The sequence below is a fragment of the Micromonospora sp. NPDC057141 genome (assembly GCF_042670805.1).
GTDB lineage: Bacteria > Actinomycetota > Actinomycetes > Mycobacteriales > Micromonosporaceae > Micromonospora.
Map to the genome: position 1 here is coordinate 76,668 of NZ_JBHUVA010000001.1, position 15,340 is coordinate 92,007.

Consider the following 15,340-nt stretch of genomic DNA (forward strand, 5'->3'; position numbering starts at 1 on the left):
GTCGATGAAACCCCCGCCGATGTCCCGTAAGGCGATGCTCGCCTTGGTCTCCACCCTCACCCTCGCCCTCGTCGGCACCCCCGTCGCCGTGCGCCAGCTCGGCGGCGACGCCGCCGACCGGGGCACCGGCACCGACCCCCTCGCCGCCGCCGGCGCGGTGCAGTGGCGCGCCGAGCCCTCCGCCGAAGCCCTGCTCGCCGCCGGCTCCGCCGACGCCCGGGCCGAGCAGTTCTACTTCGTCCTGCCCGACCGGTTCGCCAACGGCGACCCGCGCAACGACGCCGGCGGCCTCACCGGCGACCGGCTCGCCACCGGCCTCGACGCATCCGACAAGGGCTTCTACCACGGCGGCGACCTCAAGGGTGTCATCGACAAGCTCGACTACATCCAGGGGCTGGGCACGACGGCCATCTGGCTCGCTCCGATCTTCAAGAACCGGCCCGTGCAGGGCACCGGCGCGGACGCCTCCGCCGGCTACCACGGCTACTGGATCACCGACTTCACCCAGGTCGACCCGCACTTCGGCACCGAGGAGGAGCTGAAGCGGCTGGTGCAGCTCTCGCACCGACGGGGCATCAAGGTCTACCTCGACGTCATCGTCAACCACACCGCCGACGTCATCAAGTACGCCGAGGACAAGTACGCGTACGTCGACAAGAAGACCGCGCCGTACACCGACGCGCAGGGGCGGGCCTTCGACGACCGCAACTACGCCGACGGCACCCGGGGATTCCCGAAGGTCGACGCCGGCTCCTTCCCGTACACGCCGACCTTCGACAGCCCCGCCGACGCGAAGGTCAAGGTTCCGGCGTGGCTCAACGACGCCACCATGTACCACAACCGGGGCGACTCGACCTTCACCGGCGAGAACAGCGAGTACGGCGACTTCTTCGGCCTGGACGACCTGTGGACCGAGCGCCCCGAGGTCGTCGCGGGCCTCACCAAGGTCTACGGCGACTGGATCGGCGCCACCGGCGTCGACGGATTCCGGCTGGACACCGTCAAGCACGCCAACCTGGAGTTCTGGCCGCAGTTCAGCCGGGGCATCGAGCGCGCGGCCGAGAAGGCGGGCAAGAAGGACTTCTTCATGTTCGGCGAGGTCTACAGCGCCGACCCGGAGATCACCTCCAGCTACGTGCGGCGTGGCGGCCTGCCGGCCACCCTCGACTTCGCCTTCCAGGAGGCCGCGCGCGGCTACACCGCCGCCGGTGGCTCCGCGAAGGCCCTCGCCGACGTGTACGCACGTGACGACCTGTACGCCGCCCGCGACACCGACGCCAACCGGCTCACCACCTTCCTCGGCAACCACGACATGGGCCGGATCGGCTCGTTCGTCGCCGCCGCAGGCGGGGACGACGCCGCGCAGCTGCGCCGCGCCACCCTCGCCCACCAGCTGATGTTCCTCACCCGGGGGCAGCCGGTCGTCTATTCCGGCGACGAGCAGGGTTTCACCGGCCCCGGCGGCGACAAGGACGCCCGGCAGGACATGTTCGCGTCGAAGACGGCCGACTATCTCGACGACGACCTGATCGGTACCGACCGCACCCACGCCGCCGACCAGTACGACCCGGCGCACCCGCTCTACCGCACCATCGCCGAGTTGGGCGCGCTGCGCCAGGCCCACCCGGCGCTGCGCGACGGCGTCCAGGTCACCCGGTACGCCGCCGACGGCCCCGGCGTCTTCGCCTTCTCCCGCGTCGACCCGCGCCAGCGTGTCGAGTACGTCGTCGCCGTCAACAACGCCGACACCGCGCAGACCGTCACCGTGGACACCTGGTCGGCGGGCACCGCGTTCGCCGGCATCCACGGCGGCACCGACACGCCGACCGCCGGGGCGGACGGCCGGCTCACCGTCACCGTGCCGGCGCTGTCCGCCGTGGTGTACCGGGCCGCCAAAGCCATCCCGCAGGCCGCCGCGAAGCCGGCGATCGCCATCACCGCCCCCGCCCCGGACGCGCCCGTCGCCACCCGGGCCCCCGTCACCGCCCAGGTCACCGGCGATCCCCTCGCGACCGTCACCGTCGCCGCCCGGGTCGCCGGCGGCCGGTGGACCCTGCTGGGCAGCGCCCACACCGCCCCGTACACCGTGCACCACGACCTGACCGGCCTGGCCGGCGGCACGAAGATCGAGTACAAGGCGGTCGTCCGCGACGGCCGGGGACGCGTCGCCGGCACCCGCGCCACCGCCACCGTCGGCACCCCCGCCCAGAGCGCGTCGCGGGACTGGGCGGTCGTGCACTACCAGCGTCCCGCCGGCGGCTACGCCGACTGGGGCCTGTACGCCTGGGGCGACATCGACCCCGCGTACGCCACCGAGTGGCCCGAGGGGCAGCCGTTCGCCGGTGAGGACTCCTTCGGCCGGTTCGCCTGGGTGAAGCTCAAGCCCGGCGCGAAGTCGGTCGGGTTCCTCGTGGTCGACGCCGCCGGCACCAAGGACGTCGCCGTCGACCGCACCATCGACGTGACGCAGACCGGCGAGGTGTGGGTGAAGCAGGGCGACGCGGCGCTCTACCCGAGCCGGCAGTCCGCCACCGGCGAGCCCGACCCGCCCGTCGCCGAGAACACCGCGCTGATCCACTACCGCCGCGCCGACAACAGCTACGACGGCTGGGGCCTGCACCTGTGGGACGGCGCGGCCAACCCCACCGACTGGGCCAGCCCGCTCAAGCCGGAGCAGGTCGACTCCTTCGGCGCGGTCTTCCGGGTGCCGCTGGCCGCCGGGGCGACCGGCCTGAGCTACATCGTCCACAACGGCGACGCCAAGGACCTGCCGGACGACCAGCGGCTGGACTTCGCCACCGCCGGGCGTCAGGTGTGGCTGCTCGCCGCCACGCCGGGCCGGCTGCTGCCGTCGACCTCGTCCGGGGTATCCAGGGACGTGGACATCAGCAAGCAGAAGGCGCAGTGGATCGACCGGTCCACCGTCGCCTGGCAGACCGGCGAGACCGACGGCAGGACGTACGCCCTGGTGACCGCCCCGGCCGGCGGGCTGACCGTCGCCGACGGGGAGCTGTCCGGGACGTACACCTCGCTGCCGCTGCGGGCGCAGCGCAACGGGCTCACCGAGGCCCAGCGCACGCGGTTCCCGCACCTGTGGGCCCACCGCGCCTTCACCCTCGACCGGGGTGACCTGGCGAAGGTGCCGGCGGCGCTGCGCGGGCAGCTCGTGGTGACCGAGCGGGACGCGGCCGGCGCGCTGCTCGGCGCGACCGGGGTGCAGATCCCGGGCGTGCTCGACGACGTGTACGCCGCCGCGACCGCCGCGAAACTCGGCCCCACCTTCGCCGGCCGGGTGCCCACCCTGTCGGTCTGGGCGCCCACCGCCCGGTCGGTGGCGGTGGAGCTGTCCGACACCCCGACCGCCGCGCCGAGGGTCGTCGCGATGCGCCGCGACGACCGCACCGGCGTGTGGTCGGCGCGCGGCGAGAAGAGCTGGACCGGCAAGTACTACCGGTACCGGGTGTCCGCGTGGCAGCCTACGGCGCAGCGGGTGGTCACCGCGTCGGTGACCGACCCGTACTCGCTGGCCCTCGCGCCGGACTCCACGCACAGCCAGCTCGTCGACCTGACCGACCCGGCGCTCGCCCCGGCCGGCTGGGCGGGCCTGCGCAAGCCGGCGGCCGTGCCCCCGGCGAAGGCGCAGATCCAGGAGGTCTCCGTGCGGGACTTCTCCATGGCCGACGCCACCGTGCCGGCGCAGCGGCGCGGCACCTACCTCGCCTTCACCGACCCGGACACGGCCGGCATGAAGCACCTGCGGGCGCTCGGCGACGCCGGGGTCGACTACCTGCACCTGCTGCCGGCGTTCGACTTCGCCACCATCCCCGAGCGCCGGGCCGACCAGCAGCAGCCGGCCTGCGACCTGGCGGCGCTGCCGGCCGACTCCGACGAGCAGCAGAAGTGCGTTGCGGCCGTGGCCGACACCGACGGTTACAACTGGGGGTACGACCCGCTGCACTACACCGTGCCGGAGGGCGGCTACGCCGTCGACCCGGCCGGGGCGGCGCGGACCACCGAGTTCCGCCGGATGGTCGCCGGGATCAACGGCGCCGGCCTGCGGGTGGTCATGGACGTCGTCTACAACCACACCTCGGCCGCCGGCACGGACGGAAAGTCGGTGCTCGACCAGGTGGTGCCCGGCTACTACCACCGGCTGCTCGACGACGGGGCCGTGGCCACCTCGACGTGCTGCGCCAACACCGCCCCGGAGCACGCCATGATGGGCAAGCTGGTGGTGGACTCGCTGGTCACCTGGGCGAAGGCGTACAAGGTGGACGGCTTCCGGTTCGACCTGATGGGCCACCACCCGAAGGCGAACATCCTGGCCGTGCGCGCCGCCCTGGACCAGCTCACCGTCGCCCGCGACGGCGTCGACGGGCGCAAGATCCTGCTGTACGGCGAGGGCTGGAACTTCGGCGAGGTCGCCGACGACGCCCGGTTCGTGCAGGCCACCCAGGCCAAAATGGCCGGCACCGGGATCGGCACGTTCAACGACCGGCTCCGCGACGCGGTGCGCGGCGGCGGCCCGTTCGATGCCAACCCGCGCGTGCAGGGCTTCGCCTCCGGCCTGTTCACCGACCCCAACGGCGACCCGGTCAACGGCTCGGCCGCCGAGCAGAAGGCCCGGCTGCTGCGCGCCCACGACCTGATCAAGGTCGGGCTGGCCGGGAACCTGCGCGGCTACCGGTTCACCGACTCCTCCGGCCGGCAGGTCACCGGCGCGCAGGTGGACTACAACGGCTCGCCGGCCGGCTACACGGCCGCGCCGGGCGAGGCGGTCACCTACGTCGACGCGCACGACAACGAGATCCTGTACGACGCGCTGGCGTACAAGCTGCCGCAGGCCACCTCGGCGGCGGACCGGGCCCGGATGCAGGTCCTCGCCCTGAGCACGGTGGTGCTGGGGCAGGGCACCGGGTTCGTGACGGCCGGCTCGGAGCGGCTGCGGTCGAAGTCGCTGGACCGCAACTCCTACAACTCCGGCGACTGGTTCAACCAGATCCGCTGGGACTGCGCCCAGGGCAACGGGTTCGGCGCGGGCCTGCCCCCGGCGCAGGACAACCAGGACAAGTGGCCGTACGCGAAGCCGCTGCTGGCGGACCCGAAGCTGGTGCCCGACTGCGCGGCGATCGACCTGGCCGACGCCCGGTACGCGGAGCTGCTGCGCATCCGCGAGTCGTCGCCGGTGTTCGGGCTGGACACCGCCGAGCAGGTGCAGCGGCGGGTCGCGTTCCCGCTCTCCGGTGCCGCCGAGACGCCGGGCGTGCTCACCATGACCCTCGACGCCCGCGGGCTCGGCGGGGCGTGGCGGTCGGTGACCGTCGTGTTCAACGCCACGCCGCAGCCGGCGAAGCAGACCGTGACCGGCCTGCGCGGGTCGGACGTGGCGCTGCACCCGGTGCTGCGCGCCTCGGCCGATCCGGTGCTGCGTACCGCCGCGTTCGACCGGGGCACCGGCACGTTCACGGTGCCGGCGCGCAGCGTGGCGGTCTTCGTCCAGCGCTGACAGGCATACGGGGCCGGCCCCGTCGGGAGCGACTCCAGGTCGCGCCCGGCGGGGCCGGTTCCTTGTTGCGGTCGGTGGAGCGGTTGCTCCGTACCGGCCCGGTCAGCCCTGGCAGTTGACGATCGGGTTGGGGCCGTTGCAGTTGTTCGGGTTGTTGCGGAACACCAGCGTCTTGACGTCGATGGTGGCGGTGCCCGCGTTGAAGATGCCGCCACCGGTGGTGCCAGCCTGGTTCTCGGTGATCACGCTGCGCTGGACGACGAGCGTCGCGCCGGCGGCGTTGTTGATGCCGCCGCCGTTGTTGCCGGCCTGGTTGCGCAGCAGCACGCTGTCGGACATTGTGAGGATGCCGCCGTTGAAGATGGCCCCGCCGTCGGTGCCGGCGACGTTGCCGAAGAACGTGGTGCCGTTGTAGCGCTCCACCTTCTTCTCGTACTCCGAGCCGTCGCCGCCGGGCTGGAGGCCGTCGGGCTGCGGCTCGTCCATCCCGCCCTTGCCGCCCTTGTCCTCGCTGCCCTTGGCCTTGGTGCCCTGGCCCGGGGCCCCTTCGCCCCGATACCGGTCGGCCAGTTCGGACGTCCACTTGTCGTCGCCCGGCAGGATCGTGGTGGTGGAGCCGGCGAAGGTGTAGAGGCCGCCACCCGCGCCGAGCGTCGTGTTCTCCACGAACTTGACGTTGCGCAGCTGGAGGTTGCCCTCCGTGACGGCGATACCGCCGCCGTTGGTCAGCGCGACGTTCAGCCGGAAGGTGCTGTCGCTGACGGCGGCGGACCCGCCGGCCAGCAGCAGGCCGCCGCCGTTGCCGGCGGTCTGGTTGCCGACGAAGTTGCTCTTGCGGATGGTCACCGCCCCCGCGGTGCTGGCGATCGCGCCGCCGCCGATGGCCGAGCCGGGTTGGGGCGTCGGCGGCACCGGGGTGCGGGACTTGTTGGCCTCGAAGTGGGAGTCGTGCACCGTCAGTGTGCCGGTGTTGAAAACGGCGCCCCCACTGTTCTGCGCGTTGTTGAGGGTGAACTTGGTGTCGGTCAGGACGGTGGTCCCCAGGTTGGTGATCGCCCCACCGTTGACGCCGGTGGTGGAGGCGTTGTTCTGGGTCAGCTTCACGCCCTTCAGCTCGGCCCGGCCGCCGGGGTTGACCAGCATGGCACCGCCGCCGGGGGCGGCGATGACCAGGCCGTTGCGCAGCGTGACGTCACTCAGCCGCAGGCTGCCCCCTGCGTCGACCTGGAAGATGCGGAACAGGGTCGGCGGCAAGCTCGCCAGGTCCCAGGCCCGCTCCAGGACCGAGTGCTCACCCAGGATGGTGATGTCGGTGGTGATCGGCGGCAGCGCGTTGCTGCCGGTCGCCGTGGCGGTGCCGGTGCGCAGCTCGTACGTGCAGCCGCGGGCCAGCTTCAGGGTGCCCCCCAGGTGCTGGTTGGCCCGGTTGATGGCGGCGAACAGGGCGGTGACGTTGCACGGCACGGGCGTGATGTGCCGCCCGTCCTCGCCGGGGCGGCCACCGTCGTGTCCGTCCCAGCCCTCGCCCCGGCCCGAACCGTCCTTCTGGCTCTGGTGTCCGCCGGAGTCGTCGAGGCGGGTGACCGCGCTGGCGTTGGTGGCGGCCATCATGCCCAGACCGACCACGCCCGCCATGCCGGCGATGCCGGTGGCGAGCCACTTCTTGCGGCGGTTCCTCGGCGTCGGGTTGGCGACGCCGCTCTGCTTAAGGTGATTGGACATCGGAGCTCTCTGCCCTCTCCTTGCATCAGACAAGGTCGCTTCGCCGTGACGAGGCGCCCTTGGCTACAAATCGGTTGTAGCTACTGAAAATCACCGTAGGAGAGCTTTCTTCGCTTCGTGGGCTTATCCGAGGAAACCCCACATTTGAGAGCCGATGTCTCAAGCCAGAGCAGACGGGACTTGGGGCGCGCGACGCGCGGTACTGGAGGAAGGGCGCGTACGGCCCTCCCGTGCGGCAGACGCCGAACCGGCCACGGGCAGCCTTGTGGTAGACGTCGGGGCCTGTGCCCGGACTCGTCGTCCCGCGCAGGCCCCGCGCTATGTGGATCAGTCGAGCACCGGAGCCGGCGCCGACGTGGCTCGCCGGTTCGTGCCGACGACTGCAACCAGTGGATGGAATGACGCCAACAGGATGTCGGCCCTGGAACCCACCGTAGCGGTCGAACCGTCCTCAGCTGGACGTATCCGAGGAAACCCCGTGTTCGGTGTCTTCCTGCTCGTCACCGGGACGAGCGGGACGCCCCGTCACCGTCAGCCGGGCAGGCGGGGTCCCGCCTCGCGCTGCTCGGCCAGCCAGGTCTCCACCTCGTCGGCCCGGCGCGGCAGCCCCGCCGACAGGTTGACCGCGCCGGTGGCCGTGACCAGCACATCGTCCTCGATCCGGATGCCGATGCCGCGCAGCTCCTCCGGGACCAGGTCGTCCTCGGGCTGGAAGTAGAGCCCCGGCTCCACGGTGAGCACGTAGCCCTCGCCGAGGGCGCCGTCGCGGTACGTCTCCTTGCGGGCGTTCGAGCAGTCGTGCACGTCGATGCCGAGCATGTGCCCGAAGCCGTGCAGCGTCCACCGCCGGTAGACCGTCGACTTCTCGTCCATCGCCTCGTCCACGCTCACCGGCAGCAGGCCCAGGTCGTGCAGTCCCTCGGCGAGCACCCGCATGCACGTGCGGTGCACGTCCTTGAACGCCACGCCCGGCCGGATCGCGTCGATGCCGGCCTGCTGGGAGGCGTACACCACGTCGTAGACCTGCCGTTGCAGCGGGGTGAACCGGCCGTCGACCGGCAGCACCCGGGTGACGTCGGCGGTGTAGAGGTTGCGGTTCTCCACGCCCATGTCCATCAAGAGCAGCTCGCCCGGCCGGGTGGTGCCGTGGTTGTGCACCCAGTGCAGGATCGTGGCGTGCTCGCCGGCCCCGACGATCGAGCCGTAGCCGACGTCGTTGCCGTCGTGCCGGGCGCGCAGCGCGAAGACCCCCTCAAGCAGCCGCTCCGAGACGCCCCGGTCCGCCGGCAGGACCCGGGCCACGTCCTCGAAGCCGCGCACGGTGGCGTCGATCGCGTCCTGGAGCTGGGCGATCTCCCACTCGTCCTTGACCAGCTTCAGCTCGGAGATCGCGACGGCCAGCTCCCGGTCGCGGGCCGGCTGGCCCTCCTCGCGGGGCCCGTCGTACGGGCGCACGGCCGCGTCGACGCGGGCGTCGAAGCCGCGCAGCACCCGGGTGCGCCCCGGGGCCAGGTCGGCCAGCGCCGCGTCCAGCTCGGCCAGGTCGGCCGTGGGCAGGCCCAGCTCGGTCGACTTCTCCGCGAGGGTGTGCCGTCGGCCCACCCACAGCTCGCCGTGCCGGCTGCGGAAGAACTCGTCGGTGTCCCGGGACGAGCGGGGCCGCATGTAGAGCACAGCGTCGTGCCCCGAGCCGTTCGGGCGCAGCACGAGCACACTGTCCGGGTCGGGGTCGCCGGTCAGGTACGCGAAGTCGCTGCCCGGCCGGAACCGGTACTCGGTGTCGTTGGCGCGTACTTTCTCCCCGCCCGTGGGGACGACCAGCGTCTCGCCCGGGAAGGCCGCGGAGAGTGCGGCCCGCCGCTTGGCGTGATTGGGCACCTCCACCCGGGGACCGACCGGCAGGGTGGTGTCCCGCCAGCCCTCACGCATGAACGACAGGAACGCCTCCGGGAAATCCGGGTCGTGCGACTCGGTGCCGTCCGCCGGCTGGCCGTCCGTCCGGTCCTCGCTCATGATCCGCTCCCTCCGCCTCGTCGCTGGTCCAGACGGTACCCCGACGCAGGTGCGCGCGGAGACCCTGCGGTGCCCGCGACGGTCGCCCGCGCCGCGTGGAAAGATGACCACCATGTGCGGACTCCTGGCCTTCTTCAGCGCTAACGGCAACGCCGCCGCCCACCGCGACCACATCGCGGGGGCGTTGGAATGCCTGCACCACCGCGGACCGGACGAGACCGGGGTCGAGGTGGTCGGCGACGCGAGCGGCCACTACGCCGACGGGGTGTTCGCGCACAAGCGCCTGGCGATCATCGACGTGGCGTCCAGCCACGAGCCGCTGCCGTACGCGGGCGGGCGCTACCTGCTGACCTTCAACGGCGAGATCTACAACTACATCGAGCTGCGCGACGAGTTGGTGCGCAACTTCGGCGCCCAGTTCGCCACCGCCGGCGACGGCGAGGTGATCGTCGCCGGCTACCACTACTGGGGCGAGCAGGTGCTCACCCGGCTGCGCGGCATGTTCGCGTTCGTCATCTGGGACCGCCAGGAGCGCCGGGCGTTCGGCGCGCGCGACAACTTCGGCATCAAGCCGCTGCACTACCTGGAGACCGCCGACGGGCTCTACCTCGCCTCCGAGAAGAAGGCGCTGCTGCCGTTCGCCCAGTCGGCGTACGCCGGGGACGCCGGCATCGACACCGCCAACCTGAGCCACTACCTGACCCTCCAGTACGTCCCGGAGCCCGGCACCCTGCACCAGGGGATCAGCCGGATCGGGTCGGGGGAGTACCTGACCTGGACCCCGGGCGGCCGGATCGACGTGCGCCGGTGGTACCGCCCGGTGTTCCGGCCCACCCCGGTCGCCGACGAGTCTCGGCTCTACCACCAGATCCGGGAGACGCTGCGGGAGAGCGTCCGGATGCACATGCGCTCGGATGTGCCGGTCGGCTCGTTCCTGTCCAGCGGCATCGACTCCACCGCCGTGGTGGCCCTGGCCCGCGAGTTCAACCCGCACATCCTCACCTTCACCGTCGGCTACGACGTCCCCGGCTACTCGGAGATCGACGTCGCCCAGGACTCGGCCCGGCACCTCGACGTGACCACCATCCCGACCAAGATCGGGCCGCAGGACATGATCGACGCGCTGCCGAAGATCGTCTGGCACCTCGACGACCCGGTGGCCGACCCGGCGCTCGTGCCGCTGTACTTCGTGGCGAAGAAGGCCGCCGAGCACGTCACCGTGGTCCTCTCCGGCGAGGGCGCCGACGAGTTCTTCGGCGGCTACACCATCTACCGGGAGCCGCTGTCCCTCGGCGCGGTCAACGGCCTGCCCGGCGGGGTGCAGAAGGGGCTGCGCGCGGTCTCCAAGGCTATCCCGCAGGGGGTCAAGGGCAAGAGCTTCCTGGAGCGCGGCACCACCCCGATCGAGCAGCGCTACTACGGCAACGCCCGGATGTTCACCGAGGAGGAGAAGCAGCACCTGCTGCGCCGGTACGACCCCTCGGTGCGCTACACCGACGTCACCGCCCCGATCTACGCCGAGTGCACCGAGCTCGACGACGTCACCAAGATGCAGTACGTCGACCTCTACACCTGGCTGCGCGGCGACATCCTGGTCAAGGCCGACCGGATCTCGATGGCGCACTCGCTGGAGGTCCGGGTGCCGTTCCTGGACAAGGAGGTGTTCGACGTGGCGGCCACCATCCCGGTGGACCTGAGGCTCCCGCCGCGCTCCGACGCCACCAAGTACGCCATGCGCCAGGCGCTGCAGGGCGTCGTGCCGCCGGCCATCGTCAACCGCAGGAAGCTGGGCTTCCCCACCCCGACCCGGGTCTGGCTGCGCGGCGAGATGTACGAGTGGGCCCGCTGGGTGCTGTCCAACTCCGGCGCGGGCGAGCTGATCGACCTGTCGTACGCGATGCGGCTGCTGGAGGAGCACAAGCGGGAGGAGGCCGACCACTCCCGCAAGGTGTGGACGGTGCTGATCTTCTGCATCTGGCACTCGATCTTCGTGGCCAAGACGCTCGACCCGGGCATCCAACGCAACCAGTCGGCGCTGCTGACGAAGCCGGTCGTCGGCTCCGTGGTCCGCTGAGCCCGGCGAGCCCCATGGCCCGCTGAGCCACGCGAAGAGTTGGGCGAGAAAGGGCCCCCGCCGACGGCGGGGGCCCTTTCCGCTTCCCGCGCGCCGGCGCTCAGCCGACGGGCGGGTGCGGGATCACGCGCGGGCGCAGCTCACCGTCGGCAGCGAGCTCTGGCCGCTGCTGCCGGCGACGAAGCCGAAGGTGGTGGTCCCCTCCGGCGCGACCGTCCCGTTGTAGGGGCTGTTGGTGACCGTCACCGTCGACCCGGACGTGGTGTACGTGCCGTTCCACAGGCTGTGGATCGTCTGGCCGGTCTGCCAGGTCAGGGTCGCCTTCCAACCGGTGAACGGCGTCGAGCCGTGGTTCATGATGGTCACCTCGCCCTGGAACCCGCCGGACCAGGAGCTGATCACCTTGTAGACCGCCATGCAGTCACCGTCGGCCGGCGGCGGGGTGGTCGGCGCGGGGGTGGTCGGGCCCGGGGTGGTCGGGTTCGGGGTGGTCGGGGTCGGCGCGGGCGTGGTCGGGTTCGGGGTGCCGCCGACGCCGGTCACCTGGCCGTTGCCGCCGTCGAAGGTGACGTCCGAGCAGCCGAAGAAGTTCTCCTGGCTGTCCGAGCGCACCCAGCGCGAGTAGATGATGTGCCGGCCGCTCTTGCCCGACGGCATGTTGCCGCTGAAGTAGTAGTGCCCCTCGTTGGTGCCCACCGGGCCGTTCTGCGGCGGGTTGGTCACCGTGAGGAAGGGCTGCTCCTCCAGGTCGCTCCAGGCCAGCGCGCGGGTCGGGCTCCAGCTGTCCTTCGTCACGTAGAAGTAGAAGGTGCCCGGGTGGTGGGCCCAGTTGCTGTACTTGAAGTCGAACCGGGCGCCGGTGGTCAGGTGGGTCAGCGGCCAGTCGGTGCGGGCCGCGTCGTAGCCGCTGAAGCCGGGGTTGCCGCCGCTGCACAGCTTGCCGTCGGGGATGTAGCCGACGGTGCGGCCGCCCGCGTCCGAGCGCAGCACGCTGAACCAGTTGTACAGCGAGTTGGCCCCGTTCTCGGCGACCGCGGCCGAGCAGGCCGGGTTGATCGGCTTGATCTCACCGGTGGGGGTGAGGCCGTCCTGCCAGCAGAGGTAGGTGCGGCTGCCGGGGGTGATCGGGGTGCCGTGGGCCGCAGCGGGATCGGGGCTGGCCACGATGGTGGCGGCACCCGCGGCGAGGGTGGCGGCCGCGATGAGCAGCGCGGCCGTGCGGGAACGGGTCACGGGGTTCTCCTGACTCGCGGAACGACCGCACCGGCCGTTCCGCTGCGACGAGCGGATGTCACGATCGCGGTGCCGCGCCCATGCCCGTGGGCCGACGGCGCGCGTCACCGGCGGTCCGCCTCGGCGGACCGGCGTGCCCTCGCGCTGGCTCTCTCCCGGTGCCGGCGGACGCGACAGCCCTCGCATCGACCGGCAGCGTCATCTCACCACGCCGACGCCGCCCGCCGCAATAGTCGGCCGTCGATGAAATCCGGGCCTCGCCCGGGCCGTGGCCCCGCCACGTGGGGGTTCGGTGCCGGCGCCGCCGACACGTAGGACAGGATCGGGGGTACGGCAGCGGACCGACGGAAGGACCCACGATGGGATACGCGGTGGTGCTCGGTGAGGCACTGATCGACCTGCTCGACGCGGAGTGCGACGGCCGGCCCGTCTTCCGGCAGGCGATCGGCGGCGGACCGCTCAACGTCGCCGTAGGAGTGGCCCGGCTCGGCGGCTCGGTGCAGTTCGTCGGCTCGCTCGGCGACGACGCGCTCGCCGACCGGATCCGCGGCCTCCTGGCCGCCGCCGGGGTCGGGCTGGCCGGTGCGGTCACCGTGCCCGCGGCGACCGCGCTGGCGGTGGCCACCCACTCCGGCGCCGAGCCGGACTTCCGCTTCTACGGCGAGCCGCCGTCCTACGGGCTGCTCACCGCCGACGACCTGGACGTCGACCTGGTCGGCGGAGCCGACGTGCTCTACTGCGGGTCGATCGTGCTGCTGTCGCCGGGCGTCCTGGCTGCCGCGCGCCGGGCCTGGTCCGTCGCGGGCGGGCTGCGGGTGTTCGACCCGAACGTCCGGCCCCGGCTGCTCGACGGCCCGGCCGCGCTGGCCGCCCTGCGCGGGACGGTCGCGGAGTTCGCCGCCTCCGCCCACCTGGTCAAGCTCAGCACCGCCGACGCGGAGCTGCTCTACCCCGGCGAGCCGGTCGAGGGGGTCGCAGCGTACCTGCGGGAGCTGGGGGCGGGGACCGTCGTGGTCACCCTCGGCGCGGACGGCGCGGTCGTCGCCCCCGCCAACGCCGATCCGGTACGCGTGCCCGCGCCGAAGGTGCACGCGGTGGACGCCACGGGCGCGGGCGACTCGGTGATGGGGGCACTCGTGGCCGAGTTGCTGGTCGACGGGGAGCCCACCGACGCGGCCGACTGGCACCGGCGGGTCGCGTTCGCGCTGCGCGTGGCCGGCCTGGTCTGCGAGTCGCCGGGCGGCGCGGTCGCCATGCCCACCCGCCCCGACGTCCTGCGCCGCTTCCCCACCTGACCCCCCACCTGACCCCCCACCCCCACCCCCACCCCCGGCTCGGTTCGGCTCGGTGATCAAGAGGAATACGTCAGAGTTGATCTCGAAAGTGACGCAAACTTCTTGATCACCGGGGCGGGTGGGGTGGGGTGGGGCAGGGCGGGGGGCATCAGCGGGTGCCGTCCAGTTCGGCGTAGCCGCGGCGGGCGGCGTTGAGGGCGGCGCGGGCGCCGAAGGGTGCCTCGGCGGCCACCCGTTCCGGTGGGGCCCCGCCGGTGTGGCCGGCCCGGATCAGCCAGGACAGCTCGGCCAGCTGCCCGTGCTGGGCCCGGACGAACTCCGGATCGACCAGTTCGCCGTGCCCCGGCACGACCACCGTGCCCGGGGTGGTGAGCCGCAGCAGCGCGGCGAGCGTGTCCGGCCACTGCAACGGGTACGACTCCTCGAACGCCGGCGGACCGCTCTGCTCCACCAGGTCCCCGGCGACCAGCACGTCCGCGTCCGGCACGTGCACCACCAGGTCGGCGTCGGTGTGCCCGTGACCCGGGTGACGCAGCACCACCCGCCGGCCGCCCACGTCCAGCACCGTTTCGGTGCGTACGACGTGCGTCGGGGCCAGCAGCCGGGTGCCCGCCAGCTCGGCGGCCAGCTCCGGCCGGGCGGCGCGCATCTCCTCGTACGCGGCCCGGCGCACCTCGTCGGGGCGGTCCCGCAGCGCCACGGCGGCGACCTCGTGCGCGTACACGGGACGGGCCGGTTCTCCGGCGACGACGGCGTTGCCGAAGCAGTGGTCGAAGTGGTGGTGGGTGTTCACCACCGCCCACGGGTGCGGGGTGACCGCTCGGGCGGCGGCGACCAGCTCGGCGGCCTGCCCGGCGGTGGAGAGGGTGTCCACCACCAGCGCCCCGCCGTCGCCGACGACCAGGGTGACGTTGACGTCGAGCAGCGGCTCGCGCAGCACGTACACCCGGTCGGCGACCTCGGCGAACCGCGGCGTCATGGCGTGGCCGCCCCGGCCGACGCGCCCGTGGCCTGCTCGACGGACGGTGCGCCCGTGGCCCGCTCGACGAAGCGCCGCCGGTCGACCAGCACCCGCTCCACCCGCCCCCGCGCCACGGTCTGGCCGGCGTCGGTGACCGTCACCTCGAAGCCCAGCCGCCGCCCGTCGACGTCGGTGAGCCGGGCCTGCGCGACCACCGTCCGCCCGACCGGCGTGGGGGCGAGGTGGTCCAGCTCGACCCGGGTCCCGACCGTCGTGCCGTCGGGTGGCAACGCTCCGGCGGTCGCCGCCACCGTGGCCGCCTCGGCCAGGGCGACCACCCGAGGGGTGCCCAGCACCGGAACGTCGCCGGAACCGGCGGCCCGCGCGGTGTCGGCCTCGGCCACGGTCAGCTCGACCCGGGCGGACCGGCCCGGCGCGAGGGACTGCTCCGACTGCTCCTGCATGGGCACAGCCTAGGTGGTCGGCGTCGGCCGTTCCGGGTGCCGCCGCCAACGTGGCGGATGCCGCCGCTCGAC

Annotated in this window: 8 protein-coding genes; 3 read left to right on the forward strand and 5 right to left on the reverse strand. The window is 72.6% G+C overall.

Annotated elements, in window-relative coordinates; all coding sequences use genetic code 11:
- Window positions 1–4: 4 nt before the first annotated feature.
- Window positions 5–5,506 carry a pullulanase-type alpha-1,6-glucosidase gene (gene pulA, locus ACFT41_RS00360; RefSeq protein WP_377581949.1) on the forward strand — a complete coding sequence of 1,834 codons (5,502 nt, stop codon included), beginning with the start codon at window positions 5–7 and terminating at the stop codon, window positions 5,504–5,506.
- 102 nt (window positions 5,507–5,608) lie between these two features.
- On the opposite strand, the gene ACFT41_RS00365 is transcribed toward pulA, so the two are convergent.
- Both ACFT41_RS00365 and ACFT41_RS00370 read right to left on the reverse strand, forming a co-directional pair.
- Window positions 5,609–7,228, reverse strand: a complete 1,620-nt coding sequence (locus tag ACFT41_RS00365; RefSeq protein WP_377581952.1) for a hypothetical protein — start codon at window positions 7,226–7,228, stop codon at window positions 5,609–5,611.
- Between the two features lie 531 nt (window positions 7,229–7,759).
- Window positions 7,760–9,241 (reverse strand): aminopeptidase P family protein, encoded by a 1,482-nt coding sequence (locus ACFT41_RS00370; RefSeq protein WP_377581954.1) that lies wholly within the window; start codon window positions 9,239–9,241, stop codon window positions 7,760–7,762.
- Between the two features lie 112 nt (window positions 9,242–9,353).
- Between ACFT41_RS00370 and asnB the strand changes: the two genes are divergently transcribed.
- Window positions 9,354–11,315, forward strand: coding sequence for an asparagine synthase (glutamine-hydrolyzing) (asnB, locus tag ACFT41_RS00375; protein WP_377581956.1), 1,962 nt, complete (start codon window positions 9,354–9,356; stop codon window positions 11,313–11,315).
- 123 nt (window positions 11,316–11,438) lie between these two features.
- On the opposite strand, the gene ACFT41_RS00380 is transcribed toward asnB, so the two are convergent.
- Window positions 11,439–12,548, reverse strand: coding sequence for a lytic polysaccharide monooxygenase (locus ACFT41_RS00380; protein ID WP_377581958.1), 1,110 nt, complete (start codon window positions 12,546–12,548; stop codon window positions 11,439–11,441).
- Window positions 12,549–12,907: 359 nt separating this feature from the next.
- Here ACFT41_RS00380 and ACFT41_RS00385 point away from each other — a divergent pair, with 359 nt between their 5' ends.
- Window positions 12,908–13,843: a carbohydrate kinase gene (locus ACFT41_RS00385; RefSeq protein ID WP_377581960.1), complete on the forward strand. Its 936-nt coding sequence runs from the start codon at window positions 12,908–12,910 to the stop codon at window positions 13,841–13,843.
- A gap of 148 nt (window positions 13,844–13,991) precedes the next feature.
- Here ACFT41_RS00385 and ACFT41_RS00390 read toward each other — a convergent pair whose 3' ends face one another.
- Window positions 13,992–14,822 carry an MBL fold metallo-hydrolase gene (locus ACFT41_RS00390; RefSeq protein ID WP_377581962.1) on the reverse strand — a complete coding sequence of 277 codons (831 nt, stop codon included), beginning with the start codon at window positions 14,820–14,822 and terminating at the stop codon, window positions 13,992–13,994.
- Complete coding sequence (locus ACFT41_RS00395; RefSeq protein ID WP_377581964.1) at window positions 14,819–15,268, reverse strand: thioesterase family protein; 450 nt, start codon at window positions 15,266–15,268, stop codon at window positions 14,819–14,821. Before ACFT41_RS00395 ends, ACFT41_RS00390 begins: the two co-directional genes overlap by 4 nt.
- Between the last annotated feature and the right edge of the window lie 72 nt (window positions 15,269–15,340).

Excerpts from the sequence above, each read along its gene's own strand:
- pulA (WP_377581949.1), top strand. The coding sequence starts at position 5 with ATGAAACCCCCGCCGATGTCCCGTAAGGCGATGCTCGCCTTGGTCTCC.
- ACFT41_RS00365 (WP_377581952.1), bottom strand. The coding sequence starts at position 7,228 with ATGTCCAATCACCTTAAGCAGAGCGGCGTCGCCAACCCGACGCCGAGG.
- ACFT41_RS00370 (WP_377581954.1), bottom strand. The coding sequence starts at position 9,241 with ATGAGCGAGGACCGGACGGACGGCCAGCCGGCGGACGGCACCGAGTCG.
- asnB (WP_377581956.1), top strand. The coding sequence starts at position 9,354 with ATGTGCGGACTCCTGGCCTTCTTCAGCGCTAACGGCAACGCCGCCGCC.
- ACFT41_RS00385 (WP_377581960.1), top strand. The coding sequence starts at position 12,908 with ATGGGATACGCGGTGGTGCTCGGTGAGGCACTGATCGACCTGCTCGAC.
- ACFT41_RS00390 (WP_377581962.1), bottom strand. The coding sequence starts at position 14,822 with ATGACGCCGCGGTTCGCCGAGGTCGCCGACCGGGTGTACGTGCTGCGC.
- ACFT41_RS00395 (WP_377581964.1), bottom strand. The coding sequence starts at position 15,268 with ATGCAGGAGCAGTCGGAGCAGTCCCTCGCGCCGGGCCGGTCCGCCCGG.